The 12652-nt window shown below is 59.3% G+C and carries 11 protein-coding genes; 6 read left to right on the top strand and 5 right to left on the bottom strand.

Going from position 1 to position 12652, the window contains the following annotated elements:
* Positions 1–58: 58 nt before the first annotated feature.
* The gene (locus LOY43_RS26560; RefSeq protein WP_194935197.1) at positions 59–871 is read left to right on the top strand and encodes an ABC transporter substrate-binding protein; all 813 of its coding nucleotides are present in this window, start codon (positions 59–61) and stop codon (positions 869–871) included.
* A 222-nt stretch (positions 872–1093) separates the two neighbouring features.
* Positions 1094–2977, top strand: a complete 1884-nt coding sequence (locus LOY43_RS26565; RefSeq protein ID WP_258708929.1) for a DEAD/DEAH box helicase — start codon at positions 1094–1096, stop codon at positions 2975–2977.
* Between the two features lie 259 nt (positions 2978–3236).
* Here the strand turns inward: LOY43_RS26565 and LOY43_RS26570 are convergent, their stop codons facing one another.
* A complete protein-coding gene (locus LOY43_RS26570) occupies positions 3237–3812 on the bottom strand; it encodes a YceI family protein (RefSeq protein WP_007913714.1) in 576 nt (191 codons plus the stop codon).
* 31 nt (positions 3813–3843) lie between these two features.
* The gene (locus tag LOY43_RS26575) at positions 3844–4395 is read right to left on the bottom strand and encodes a cytochrome b (RefSeq protein WP_095049486.1); all 552 of its coding nucleotides are present in this window, start codon (positions 4393–4395) and stop codon (positions 3844–3846) included.
* A gap of 320 nt (positions 4396–4715) precedes the next feature.
* On the opposite strand from LOY43_RS26575, the gene LOY43_RS26580 reads away from it, so the two are divergent.
* On the top strand, positions 4716–5213 hold the full coding sequence (locus tag LOY43_RS26580) for a hypothetical protein (RefSeq protein ID WP_258708930.1): 498 nt from the start codon (positions 4716–4718) through the stop codon (positions 5211–5213).
* A 373-nt stretch (positions 5214–5586) separates the two neighbouring features.
* Here the strand turns inward: LOY43_RS26580 and LOY43_RS26585 are convergent, their stop codons facing one another.
* Positions 5587–7350, bottom strand: coding sequence for a flavin monoamine oxidase family protein (locus tag LOY43_RS26585; protein WP_095049485.1), 1764 nt, complete (start codon positions 7348–7350; stop codon positions 5587–5589).
* Between the two features lie 223 nt (positions 7351–7573).
* Here LOY43_RS26585 and LOY43_RS26590 point away from each other — a divergent pair, with 223 nt between their 5' ends.
* On the top strand, positions 7574–8980 hold the full coding sequence (locus tag LOY43_RS26590) for an adenosylmethionine--8-amino-7-oxononanoate transaminase (RefSeq protein WP_095049484.1): 1407 nt from the start codon (positions 7574–7576) through the stop codon (positions 8978–8980).
* Between the two features lie 132 nt (positions 8981–9112).
* Entirely contained in the window at positions 9113–9832 is a 720-nt protein-coding gene (locus tag LOY43_RS26595) for a 16S rRNA (uracil(1498)-N(3))-methyltransferase (RefSeq protein WP_007913710.1), read from the top strand.
* A gap of 111 nt (positions 9833–9943) precedes the next feature.
* Here the strand turns inward: LOY43_RS26595 and LOY43_RS26600 are convergent, their stop codons facing one another.
* A complete protein-coding gene (locus LOY43_RS26600; RefSeq protein WP_047596560.1) occupies positions 9944–10561 on the bottom strand; it encodes a PAQR family membrane homeostasis protein TrhA in 618 nt (205 codons plus the stop codon).
* Positions 10562–10770: 209 nt separating this feature from the next.
* On the opposite strand from LOY43_RS26600, the gene LOY43_RS26605 reads away from it, so the two are divergent.
* Complete coding sequence (locus tag LOY43_RS26605) at positions 10771–11691, top strand: LysR substrate-binding domain-containing protein (RefSeq protein WP_258708931.1); 921 nt, start codon at positions 10771–10773, stop codon at positions 11689–11691.
* 195 nt (positions 11692–11886) lie between these two features.
* Here LOY43_RS26605 and madM read toward each other — a convergent pair whose 3' ends face one another.
* Positions 11887–12651, bottom strand: coding sequence for a malonate transporter subunit MadM (madM, locus tag LOY43_RS26610; RefSeq protein WP_095049482.1), 765 nt, complete (start codon positions 12649–12651; stop codon positions 11887–11889).
* Between the last annotated feature and the right edge of the window lies 1 nt (position 12652).

Consider the following 12652-nt stretch of genomic DNA (forward strand, 5'->3'; position numbering starts at 1 on the left):
ACAGAGCTTGTGCAGGCACTTTCTGGCTCTTTCGCGTTTCTCGTCGTAATCTCAAGCCATGCCTTTGATCACGCAGTTATTCGCCGTGCTGGTTTTTGCTTGCCTGAGCTTCGCCGCTCGAGGCGAGAAGTTGCGTATTGTCACCGAGCCGTGGGCGCCCTATGTCTACGAAGAGAACGGTAAAAACCTCGGGCTGGATTACGAAACCACGGCCATTGTCTTCAAACGTCTGGGCATCGAAGTCGAATGGCAGTTCTTGCCGTGGAAGCGCTGCCTGTCGATGCTTGAGACCGGTCAGGCCGATGGCGCGCTGGACATTTTTCACAGCGACGAGCGCGACGCGACCCTGCTTTACCCGAGCGAGCCGCTGTCGGACGTCGAGTTCGTCCTGTTCTACGCCAACGACCGGCCACACCCGTTCAGCAAACTCGAGGAACTCAAAGGCCTGACCATAGGCACCTCGCCGGGTTATCTGTACAGCCCCGATTTCAGCGAATCAACACTGTTTACCCGTGAACCGGCACCGACCCACGAAGCCAACTTCGGCAAACTGGTGCGCGGTCGCATCGACTTGCTGATCACCGATCGCCGTGTCGGTCAGCACTTGCTCGATGAGCTGAATATTCGCGATCAGATCACCGAAAACCCCACTGTCATTAGCCGCCAGAGCCAGTTTCTCGCGGTTAGACGCAATGCCGGCATGGATTTGCTGGTGCAGCGATTTGGCGCCGAGCTCAAGCGATTCAAGCGCGAACCGGCTTACGCCGAGCTGAGCGCACGCTACGGCGCGGCTCCCGCCATGGCTGCGCCGCTGGGCAATGCCACGGCCAGCGGTAAAACCGTTGAGCAGCAGGAAAGCAGCGCGCAGTGATTGCTCTGTTATACTCCGGCGTTCCCGCCAGGCTCACGCCCGGACGCCCGGAACCGTAACAGGCCTCTCGACCCGCTACAGCGCAGCTTTGCAGCCCGCGCGAGCACTCCAGACGTGCCTTCGGAACCGCAGCAGGACCGGACGGGATTGCGTCCTCTTAAACGCCATTCGCGCCAGGCAAGACTCCCATTGGGCCAAGCCCTAACTAAAACAGGATTACTCATGTCCTTTGCTTCCCTCGGTCTCTCCGAGGCTTTAGTCCGCGCCATCGAAGATGCGGGCTATACCGAGCCTACTCCGGTGCAACAGCGGGCCATTCCCGCCGTGTTGCAAGGTCGCGACCTGATGGTTGCGGCACAGACAGGTACCGGTAAAACCGGCGGTTTCGCCCTTCCGATCCTGGAGCGGTTGTTCCCCAACGGTCACCCGGACAAATCCCAGCGTCATGGCCCGCGCCAACCGCGCGTACTGGTCCTGACCCCGACCCGCGAACTCGCGGCCCAGGTTCACGAGAGCTTCAAGATCTACGCCCGTGACCTGAAATTCGTCAGCGCCTGCATCTTCGGCGGCGTCGGCATGAACCCACAGGTTCAGGCCATGTCCCGCGGCGTCGACGTACTCGTTGCCTGCCCGGGTCGCTTGCTCGACCTCTGCGGCCAGGGCAGCGTTGACCTGTCCCACGTGGAAATCCTCGTCCTCGACGAAGCCGACCGCATGCTCGACATGGGTTTCGTGCACGACGTGAAGAAAGTCCTCGCGCGCCTGCCGTCCAAGCGTCAGAACCTGCTGTTCTCGGCAACCTTCTCCAAAGACATCACCGACCTCGCCGGCAAGCTGCTGCACAACCCGGAACGCATCGAAGTGACGCCGCCGAACACCACGGTCGAGCGCATCGAACAACGCGTATTCCGTCTGCCGGCCAGCCACAAGCGTGCGCTGCTGGCACACCTGATCACCGCCGGCGCGTGGGAACAGGTGCTGGTCTTCACCCGCACCAAGCACGGCGCCAACCGTCTGGCCGAGTACCTGGACAAGCACGGCCTGCCGGCTGTAGCGATCCACGGTAACAAGAGCCAGAACGCGCGCACCAAAGCGCTGGCCGACTTCAAGGCCAGCCAGGTACGCATTCTGGTTGCGACCGACATCGCCGCACGCGGTCTGGACATCGATCAGTTGCCACACGTGGTCAACTTCGAACTGCCGAACGTCGATGAAGACTACGTGCACCGTATCGGCCGTACCGGCCGTGCCGGTCGTTCGGGCGAGGCGATCTCGCTGGTTGCCCCGGACGAAGAGAAACTGCTGAAAAGCATCGAACGCATGACCAAGCAGAAAATCGCCGACGGCGACCTGATGGGCTTCGATTCGAGCACCATTGAAGCCGAGAAGCCGGAAGTGCGTGAGCGTCCGGACGTGCGTAACCCGCGCAATCCACGTGGCCCACGCGGCGACGGCCCGAATGGCGGCGGCGGTGGCGGCGGTCGTAAAGACAAAGGCAAAGACAAGGGCAAGGAAAAAACGGCCGGTGAACGTGGCGAGCGCCCTGCCCGTCAGCAAAAACCGCGCGAAGGCACCCCTGCCCGCGAACAGCGCCCGAGCCAACCGCCACGTGCGGCGGCTGATCGTGCACCGGACGAGTTCCTCGACGACGATATCGATAACTTCGGTAACCGCGTTGATTACGTACCAAAACCAGCCCCTGCCGGCGGCCGTGGCCGTCGTCCAGGCGCACCGGCTCAAGGTGCAGGCGCAGGTTCGGGCGCACCACGTGGCGGTCAGTCGCAGGGTCGTCAGAACGGTCCGCGCAACAGCAACGGTTCGAGCACCGGCACCCCGCCAGCCAAGCGCAGCGGCCCGCGCAACGGCGCACCGCGTGATGGTCAGTCGGGTCGTCGCGACGATTCCGCCTCGTCGTCGCGCAACCGCCGTCCGGCCCGTGACGATCAGCCACGTAGCGAACCAGCCGTGCAGAACCCGCGCAGCAACGGCCCGAAGATCATGCACAAGGAATCGAAAGCCGACCGCTTCCCGACGCCTGAGCAGCTCGATCAACTGCCAAGCCGCCCGCGTGGCGAAAAACCAGCATTGCTGACCCGCAATCGCTGAGTTAACGCCGCCATAAAAATGCCCCGTCTCGCAAGAGCCGGGGCATTTTTTTATGCCGCCACAAATACCCCTGAATCACCGCATATCCCCTGTGGGAGCGAGCCTGCTCGCGAAAGCGGTCATTCGCCAACATCATTGCTGACTGACCCGCCGCCTTCGCGAGCAGGCTCGCTCCCACAGGGGATGCTTATGTGTCGTAGGCAATAAAAAACGCCCCCAGCCTTTCGACGGGGGGCGTTTTTGTGTGGCAGAGCGAAAGTTATTTAACTTTCACGCCTTCCAGCGAGATGTCCAGATCTGCGGTTTGCGAGGTAGGACCTGGGCCCTTGATCCCGAAATCGTTCAGGTTGAGGGTGGTCTTGGCGTTGAAGCCAGCGCGTTCGCCGCCCCATGGATCCTTGCCTTCGCCGTTGAACGTAGCCTTGAAGGTCACAGGCTTGGTCACACCGTGCAGGGTCAGGTCGCCAGTCACGTCAGCAGTCTTTTCACCGGTCGATTTAACGGCGGTGGAGACGAACTTGGCATCAGCAAATTTGCCAACGTCGAGGAAGTCTTTGCTGGCGATGTGCTTGTCACGTTCAGCGTGGTTCGACCACAGGCTGGCGGTTTTCACATCAACCGAGATCTTGCTGGCTTCAGGCTTGGCCGAATCCCACGAGAACGTACCGTCGAAATCTTTGAAAGTACCGTGAATGAAGCTGTAGCCCAGATGGCTGATTTTCCAGTCAACGAAGGCGTGCTGACCTTCCTTGTCGATTTTGTAGTCCGCTGCCATGGCCTGGGCCGAGAGCAGTGCAGAACCGATTGCCAGAGCGGCCAGAGTCTTTTTCAACATGCTTTCTTTTCCTTTGAGTCGAGGTTGAATTTCAGGCTTTGCGACCGAGCATTCGCGTCAGGGTCGCATCACGATCGATAAAGTGGTGCTTCAATGCTGCCAACGCATGGAGGCCGGAAAAAATTACCAGTGCCCACGCGAGCCAGAGATGAATCACCCCAGCGGTATCTGCCTGATCCGGTAGCCCGGAAACCAGTGCAGGAACTTCAAACAGGCCAAACACCGGGATCCCGACACCGTCTGCGGTGGAAATCAGGTAACCGGCAAGCATCACAGCGAACAGCCCCAGATACAGAAACCCATGGCCGAACTTGGCGCCGATGCGGGTCATCCGGCTGTAGCTTTGCAGCGTCGGCGGCGGCGGGCTGATAAAGCGCCACAGCACCCGCAACACCATCACACCCAACAGCACCAGACCGATACTCTTGTGCAGATCCGGCGCCTCTTTGCGCCAGCTGCTGTAGTAATCCAGCCCGACCATCCACAGGCCCAGCGCGAACAGCCCGAAGACCACCAGCGCCACACCCCAGTGCATGAAGATGCTGACCCAACCATAGCGCGAAGAAGAGTTACGTAGCTGCATTGCCCAAATCCTGTGAGAACTGCGAACCAAGACTAGCGAGTTATCTATCGAATTAAAGCGGAAAATTTTGCTTTGAAATATCGAGAAATACGATCAAGAGTCTGGAAGTGGCGTGTTAAGGAAAGATTAAAGGCGATTCTACCGCGCAGCGCTCGGACCACGGGGCGCGATTCTCCTTCTGCTCCGGCGCGCCGCGGAGCAGGCAGTGATCACAAAAAATTCGCAGAAAAAGAAAATTCATTTAATAACTATGTATCGCTAGTTGGCCGCTTGCCCCTGATCAAATGATGACTCAATCATTCATTGAAAAGGTGAAAAACATGGCGCTTCGTTATAGCCCATTTCAAGCAATTGGCACTTCCGAGTTACCACCAAACCAGACAATGTCTCCGGGCCAATACCTGCAATCCGAGAACGGTCGATATCGGTTGTTATTGCAGAGCGATGGCAATCTGGTGATAAAAGAAGGTGAAGCATTAGTCTGGATTGCCGACAACAATCAACCTTACAGTGCAACTCTGCATCCAAAGAAGATGCGTGAACCACTACAATTTGTCGTCAGTAATAACGGATTTCTCTTCGACCCTTCCAGACGGCGACTATGGATTGCCGAAAGTACCCACAGCCTCGAAAAGTCGCTGTGGTACAACACTTACCTGACGATGCAGGACGATGGCAATCTGGTCATTTACGATCAGCGCAACGGCAACCTGCGTTGGGCTCGCTTCGGTTTTATCCCCGGGCGGATTCGAAAACCCAAGCAGCGCTGGCTCAGAAAGTTACCGAACGGCACCGAGTTCTATAAATGGGACTTTTAACAAGCCAACGCTCTTTTGATTGATTAGTTGGTGAAAACTGGCGGCGGCTGCAAGCAATCGGCACTGTAGGGATCAATCTTGCATTGATACGCAAGTTCTGCGTTATATCCACCTGGAAAGAAACGCCCATTGGCACAACCGGAAAGTGTCATCAACAGAAGTATTACAGTAAGTCTTTTCATCGAGCGACTCCAATTTCTTCAAGCATAAAGTTGGAGCTCAGGCACCCGCTATCATTTCGTTCCGATTGTTTTGTGGGAAGTGTCCTGCGCAAAGGTAAGCCTTGAGACTGCACCGGGAAGGATCGAAGTGCGCGCTTCTGGCAAAAAAAAACGCGGCCCGTGTGGCCGCGTTTTTTTATTGAAGCAAAGGCCTACTGCGCCTTGGTCTCAGTGGTGGCTGCCGGCTTGGCCGCTGGCTTCTTCGCCGGCTCAGCCTTCTTCGCTGCCGGTTTCGCCGCAGGCTTTTTCGCCTCGGTTTTAGCCGCTGGTTTCTTCACCGCTGGCTTGGCCGCTGCTTTCTTCGCCGGTTCAGCTTTCACTGGTGCCGCAGGCTTCGGCGGTTCCACCGGAGCTGGCGCAGGTGCCGGAGTCGGCGCTGGTGCGACCGGAGCAGGAGCCGGCTCTGGCGCCTTCACTGGCTCAGGCTTCTTCTCGTCATCCGAACCACCGAACAGGTTGCTGAAGAAGTTGCCCTTCTTCGCCGCCACGGCACCCGCCGCGCCCGCCGCTGCTGCAGCCGGCACTACTTTGGCTGGCTCAAACGATTTGCCTGCCGCCAGATCTTCAACCTGACTCGCCGCCCGCTGACCGGTGCGCAGCGCGCCTTCCAGGGTGCCCGGGTACAAGGTGTCGGTGTGTTCGCCGGCGAACGTCACGCGTTGCAGCGGACGCTCCCACAGACGCCAGAACTTGCTGATCTGGCCCGGGCCGTAAGCCAGGTACGCGCCGCCCATCGACGGGTCGGTGCTGTAGCGGCGGATTTCATAACCGGTGAACGAACCACGGGCCTGTGGATAAAACGCGTGCAGACGAATCAGCACCTGATCGACCATTTGCTTGTCGCCAAACGCCTGCATCACACGAGCGTTGTCGCCGGACAGGTTGATCACCACGTTGGCGCCGCCCTTCAGGGCTGGCTCGATCCACAACATGCCGAGACCGGTGTTGCTGTAGATCTCGCCGGACATGCGCGCCTTGCTTTCCCACACCGGCGTCTTGAACTTCAGCATGATCTGGTCGCGCCAGCCGTAGTTGGTGCCCTTGATCGCCGCCAGATGCTGAGCGTCCAGCGCCGGGGTCAGGGCAATCTTGTTCAATGCACGCAGCGGCACAGCCAGCACAACGTAGTCGGCCTGATAGCCAACACTGCCGACCTTGACGGTCACGCCGTCCTTGTCCTGAGTGATCGCCGACACCGGCGAGTTGGTCTTGATGGTTTTGATCTGTTTGACGAACGCCTGCGCCAGCACTTGGCTGCCGCCGACCAGACGCGAAGCGCGCAGGTCACGGTCGGAGATGCCGCGATACACGCGGTTCTGCTGCGCGAAGTACAGCAGCGACAGACGCGAAGGCTCGTCGTAGTGAGTGCGGATGTCCTGGTTGATCAACTGGCGCGCAGTGGCTGGCAGGTTCTGCTTGTCGAGCCAGCTCGATACGGTGATCTGGTCCAGCGCGTGCAGGGTGCTGGTTGCCGCCGGGTTTTGCGGGTCGTCAATCGAACGCGCCAGATCATCGAGGGTTTTCTGGTAGCGCTTCAAGGCATCGGCGGTGGCCGGCTGCTTGGTCGCCAGATCGGCGGCAGAGAAATACTCGCCGTCGATCAGGTAGCCCGGGGTACGCACGAATTCCGGCGCCGGCGTGGTGCCCAGCTTGAACGTCGAGACGTACTTGTTCAGCACTGGCTGGGTCTTGTCGTTGCCGATCCACTCGCTGGTGGCCATGCCCGAGCGCCCCCCCAGGCTCGGTTTGGCTTCCAGCAGGGTGACCTGCCAGCCTTTGTTTTGCAGCTCATAAGCGGCGGTCAGGCCCGACAGGCCGCCGCCGATCACGATTGCAGTTTTATCCTTGGCCAGCGCTGTAACGCTGAACAGCCCCAACATCACCAGCGCACAGGCGCGCAGCCAACCGACAGACATTCAGCGAACTCCGGAAATACACGTAGGAAAAAGCAGTTTTGCGGGTCAGACGACCCAAAGAACCGCGAAGAATACGTTAGCCATCAAAACGCCGCCAGCGACGTCTATCGGCTCATACAAAGTAGCTCAATCGACACAATGGGTTGTCCCCGCGCGACGCATTGCATAGGCTTGCGCGATTGTTTGCCCGCGCCTGACGCGAGCCGCCTCGAGGAGACTGTAAATGGGCCTGAATAACCAGTGGATGCAACGCGACCTCGCGGTGTTGTGGCATCCCTGCACCCAGATGAAAGACCACGAACAGCTGCCGCTGATCCCGATCAAGCGCGGCGAAGGCGTCTGGCTCGAAGACTTCGAAGGCAAGCGCTACCTCGACGCCGTCAGCTCGTGGTGGGTCAACGTGTTTGGCCACGCCAACCCGCGCATCAATCAGCGCATCAAGGATCAGGTCGATCAGCTGGAGCACGTGATTCTGGCTGGCTTCAGCCATCAACCGGTGATCGAACTGTCCGAGCGTCTGGTGAAGATGACCCCGGAAGGCTTGAACCGGGTGTTCTACGCCGATAACGGTTCGTCCTGCATCGAAGTCGCGCTGAAAATGAGCTTTCACTACTGGCTCAATCGCGGCCAACCAAACAAGAAGCGCTTCGTCACCCTGACCAACAGCTACCACGGTGAAACCATGGCAGCGATGGCGGTCGGTGACGTGCCGCTGTTCACCGAAACCTACAAAGCGCTGTTGATGGACACCATCAAGGTGCCGAGCCCGGATTGCTACGGGCGCCCCGAAGGCATGAGTTGGGAGGAACATTCGCGCAACATGTTCGCGGCCATGGAACAGACCTTGGCCGAGAACCATGACAGCGTCGCGGCAGTGATCGTCGAGCCGTTGATTCAGGGTGCCGGCGGCATGCGCATGTATCACCCGGTGTATCTGACGTTGCTGCGCGAGGCCTGCGACCGTTATGGCGTGCACCTGATCCTCGATGAAATCGCCGTCGGCTTCGGTCGCACCGGGACGATGTTTGCCTGCGAGCAGGCCGGTATTCGTCCGGACTTCCTCTGCTTGTCGAAGGCGCTGACCGGCGGCTATCTGCCGTTGGCGGCGTGCCTGACCACCGATGAGGTCTACAGCGCGTTCTACGACGACTATCCAACCCTGCGCGCCTTCCTCCATTCGCACAGCTACACCGGCAACCCTCTGGCGTGCGCGGCGGCACTGGCGACGCTGGATATCTTCGAGCAGGACAACGTCATCGAGAACAACAAGGCCCTGGCCCAGCACATGGCCTCGGCGACGGCGCATCTGGTCGATCACCCGAACGTCTCCGAAGTGCGTCAGACCGGCATGGTCCTGGCCATCGAGATGGTCAAGGATAAAGCCACGAAAGAGGCCTACCCTTGGCAGGAACGTCGCGGTTTGAAAGTGTTCCAGCATGCGCTGGAACGTGGCGCGTTGCTGCGCCCGCTCGGTAGCGTGGTGTATTTCCTGCCGCCGTACGTGATCACCCCGGAGCAGATCGACTTCCTCGCCGAAGTGGCCAGCGAAGGCATCGACATCGCTACGCGTGACAGCGTCAGCGTCGCCGTGCCGAAAGACTTCCATCCCGGCTTCCGTGACCCAGGCTAACCGTGACCGCTCGTTCCCACGCTCCGCGTGGGCATGCAGCCCGGGACGCTCCGCGTCCCAAAGCGGACGCAGAGCGTCCATTGAGGCATTCCCACGCAGAGTGTGGGAACGATCTAATCTGAGAGACCCGAAATGAGACTGTCCCGCTTCTTTATCGACGCCCCCCTGAGCACCGGCGAACACGAATTGCCCGAGGCCCAGGCGCATTACATCAGCCGCGTACTGCGCATGGCCGAGGGCGATGCGGTGCAGCTGTTCGACGGTTCCGGCCATGAGTTTCGCGGCGCCCTGCTGGAAGTCGGCAAGAAACGCGTGACCGTGCAGATCGACGAGCAATTCGCCGGTCAGGTCGAATCGCCGCTGCACATCCACCTCGGTCAGGGCCTGTCCCGTGGCGAGCGAATGGACTGGGCCATTCAGAAAGCCACCGAACTGGGCGTGAATGAAATCACCCCAATCTTCAGTGACCGCTGCGAAGTCCGCCTCAAGGACGAACGCGCCGACAAACGCCTGCTGCACTGGCGTCAGGTGGCGATCAGCGCCTGTGAACAATGTGGGCGCTCGCGGGTGCCGGTGATTCATCCGCCGGTGTTGTTGGCAGACTGGATCAAGCAGACCGAAGCCGAGTTGAAACTGGTGCTGCATCCGGTGGCAGAGCCGTTGGTGAGTCATGCCAAACCGGCGACGCTGGCGTTCTTGATCGGGCCTGAGGGCGGTTTGACGGATGCCGAAGTCGAGCAAGCCAAAGGCAACGGTTTCCACGCCGCCCGCCTCGGCCCGCGCGTGCTGCGCACTGAAACTGCGCCGGTGGTTGCACTGGCGGTGGCCCAACAGCTTTGGGGTGACTTCTAAGGCCCCATCGCTGGCAAGCCAGCTCCCACAGGATCTTTGTTGGCCACAACATCCGTGAACAACGCTAAACCCTGTGGGAGCTGGCTTGCCAGCGATTAGCCGCGCCTCGGTCTATAGGACGTAAAACAAGATCGCGACAAAGTGCAGCAAACTCCCCGCAATCACAAACAAATGCCAGATCCCATGCGCATGCCGCAGCCGGTGATCCAGGGCAAAAAAGATAATCCCCACCGTGTACAAAACCCCGCCCGACGCCAGCCAGGCAAAACCTGTCGTACCCAGCGCCGCAATCAGCGGTTTGACCGCCACCAACACAATCCAGCCCATCACCGCATAAATCACGATCGACAGAATCCGCGCTTCCGAACGCGGTTTGATCTCCTGCAGGATGCCAATCAGCGCTAACCCCCAGACAATCCCGAACAACGTCCAGCCCCACGGTCCGCGCAGGGTCACCAGGCAGAACGGCGTGTAACTGCCGGCGATCAACAGGTAGATCGAAAAGTGATCAACCTTCTTCATGATCGCTTTCTTGCGCCCGCGCACGCTGTGGTACACGGTCGAGGCGCTGTAGAGCACCAGTAAGGTAAACGCGTAGATCGCCACACTGACAATCTTCCACGGGCTGCCGTCGAGGCTGGCGATCACCAGCATCCAGACGCCGCCGATAAACGCTGCCACTGCCCCGACCAAATGCGTCCAGGCGTTGAGTTTTTCTCCGTGATACATGTATCGCTCACCTCAATATTCGTTACCGCAGCGCGCAAGGCTCGGGCCTTGAGCGTAAAAGCGCAATGTTTCTGTTCAACGCCAAGATCAAAAGATCGCAGCCTTCGGCAGCTACTACGGGTGATCGCATTCCAATGCAGGAGCTGCCGAAGGCTGCGATCTTTTGATGTTCAAGGCACAATCGACGCATTCCAAAAAGAGTCCGCGCCATGCTGATCGACGAAGAATTGACCCTGAAAAAACTCGAGGTGTTCCTCGCCTTCATGCGTACCGGCAACCTCACCCGCGCCGCTGCCGAGTTGCAGACCAGCAACGTCAGCGTGCACCGCGCAATCCACTCGCTGGAAAGCGCCCTGCGCTGCCCGCTGTTCAAACACGAAGGGCGCAACCTGACGCCGCTGGAAAGCGCTTATGTACTCGAAGAACGGGCGCAGAAGCTGATCAATGACGTCGTCGAAAGCGTACGCCTGACCCGCGAAGCCGCCGGGTTCTCCGCCGAACGCTTCAAACTCGGTTCGCTGTATTCACTGACAGTGAAAACCGTACCGCAACTGATCATGGGCCTGAAGATCCGCCGCAGCGAACTCAACATCGACCTGATCCTCGGCTCGAACATCGACCTGCTCTACAAGCTGAAAAACATGGAAGTCGACGCGATTCTGGTATCGCTGGACGACAGCATCAACGACCCGGATTGCGAGCAGATTGCGCTGTTTTCCGACGACATCTTCCTCGCCACACCGGCGGATTCAAAGTTCGCGCAACGCAGTGAAGTGGATCTGGCTGAAGTGCGCGATGAGACTTTCATCACCCTGACTCAGGGTTTTGCCACGCATCAGGACGGTAACCGGGTATTCAGGCAGGCGGGGTTTGAACCGAAGGTGGCGATGCAGGTGAATGACATTTTCACGCTGTTGAGCATGGTCAGTTCGGGGGTGGGTTATGCATTGCTGCCGGGGCGGATTGCGGCGGTGTATGAGAATCGGGTGAAGTTGATTCCGTTGCAGGAGAAGTACCGGTTGCAGCAGCACATTGGCGTGGTGTTTTTAAAGGCCAAGGAGCGGGATCCGAATTTGTTGGCGTTGTTGGCGGAGTGTCGGATGTATGCCAATCGGCAGGCTGGGATTTAGAGCAAAATCAAGATCAAGAGCTACCCCCTCACCCCAGCCCTCTCCCCCAAGGGGTAGAGGGGAAAGGGAGCAGATCTCCATGGGTCTCAAAGCCTGAGTTCGACTCAGGACTTTCAGGTCGATGTATAACGCCAAAACACCTCGGTCAGTCCCCTCTCCCTCCGGGAGAGGGCTAGGGTGAGGGGCTTTTGATCTTCAACCCACAATCCCGCGAACAATGAAGAACAACAGCGATGGCCCCAGCAAGCAACCAAGCCCGGTGTGGAACGTAGCCGTCAACGCCCCATAAGGCACCAACCGCCGATCCGTCGCCGCCAACCCAGCTGTAACGCCGCTGACAGTCCCGGCCAAACCACCAAACACCATCGCCGAACGCGGGTTATCCAAGCCCATCCAGCGCGCCGCGACCGGCGTGCCGACCATCACCAGAATCGCCTTGATCAACCCGGTGGCAATCGACAAGGCCATCACATCCGACGTCGCGCCAATCGCCGCGCCCGTCACTGGCCCGACAATGTAAGTCACCGCGCCCGCGCCAATAGTGGTCATGCTCACCGCATCGCGATAACCAAACGCCCAGGCCATGCACGCGCCAACAATAAACGGCAGGATCGTGCCCAACAGCAGCGCAATCACACCAATCAACCCGGCCTTCTTCGCCTCGGTCGCCTGCACTTCAAACGCCGTGGCCACAATCGCAAAGTCACGCAGCATCGCCCCGCCCATCAGGCCGATGCCGGAGAACAACGTCAGATCCGCCAGGCCTTTCTGCCCGCCAGTCATGGTGCCGCCGACCCACGCCAATACCAGACCGATGACGATGGCAATCGCCGAGCCGTGAATGCGTCCGAACGTCAGGCGTTTGGACAGAATCACCGACACCCACATGATCACGCCGACAAAAGCGAAGGCAGTGACCAAGCCGTTGTGTTCCAGACCTTTCTCGATGAGATCCCACATA

This window comes from Pseudomonas sp. B21-041 (assembly GCF_024748675.1).
Classification (GTDB): domain Bacteria; phylum Pseudomonadota; class Gammaproteobacteria; order Pseudomonadales; family Pseudomonadaceae; genus Aquipseudomonas; species Aquipseudomonas neuropathica.

Coding starts and splice junctions, on each gene's coding strand:
- LOY43_RS26560 (WP_194935197.1), top strand. CDS start 59: ATGCCTTTGATCACGCAGTTATTCGCCGTGCTGGTTTTTGCTTGCCTG.
- LOY43_RS26565 (WP_258708929.1), top strand. CDS start 1,094: ATGTCCTTTGCTTCCCTCGGTCTCTCCGAGGCTTTAGTCCGCGCCATC.
- LOY43_RS26570 (WP_007913714.1), bottom strand. CDS start 3,812: ATGTTGAAAAAGACTCTGGCCGCTCTGGCAATCGGTTCTGCACTGCTC.
- LOY43_RS26575 (WP_095049486.1), bottom strand. CDS start 4,395: ATGCAGCTACGTAACTCTTCTTCGCGCTATGGTTGGGTCAGCATCTTC.
- LOY43_RS26580 (WP_258708930.1), top strand. CDS start 4,716: ATGGCGCTTCGTTATAGCCCATTTCAAGCAATTGGCACTTCCGAGTTA.
- LOY43_RS26585 (WP_095049485.1), bottom strand. CDS start 7,350: ATGTCTGTCGGTTGGCTGCGCGCCTGTGCGCTGGTGATGTTGGGGCTG.
- LOY43_RS26590 (WP_095049484.1), top strand. CDS start 7,574: ATGGGCCTGAATAACCAGTGGATGCAACGCGACCTCGCGGTGTTGTGG.
- LOY43_RS26595 (WP_007913710.1), top strand. CDS start 9,113: ATGAGACTGTCCCGCTTCTTTATCGACGCCCCCCTGAGCACCGGCGAA.
- LOY43_RS26600 (WP_047596560.1), bottom strand. CDS start 10,561: ATGTATCACGGAGAAAAACTCAACGCCTGGACGCATTTGGTCGGGGCA.
- LOY43_RS26605 (WP_258708931.1), top strand. CDS start 10,771: ATGCTGATCGACGAAGAATTGACCCTGAAAAAACTCGAGGTGTTCCTC.
- madM (WP_095049482.1), bottom strand. CDS start 12,651: ATGTGGGATCTCATCGAGAAAGGTCTGGAACACAACGGCTTGGTCACT.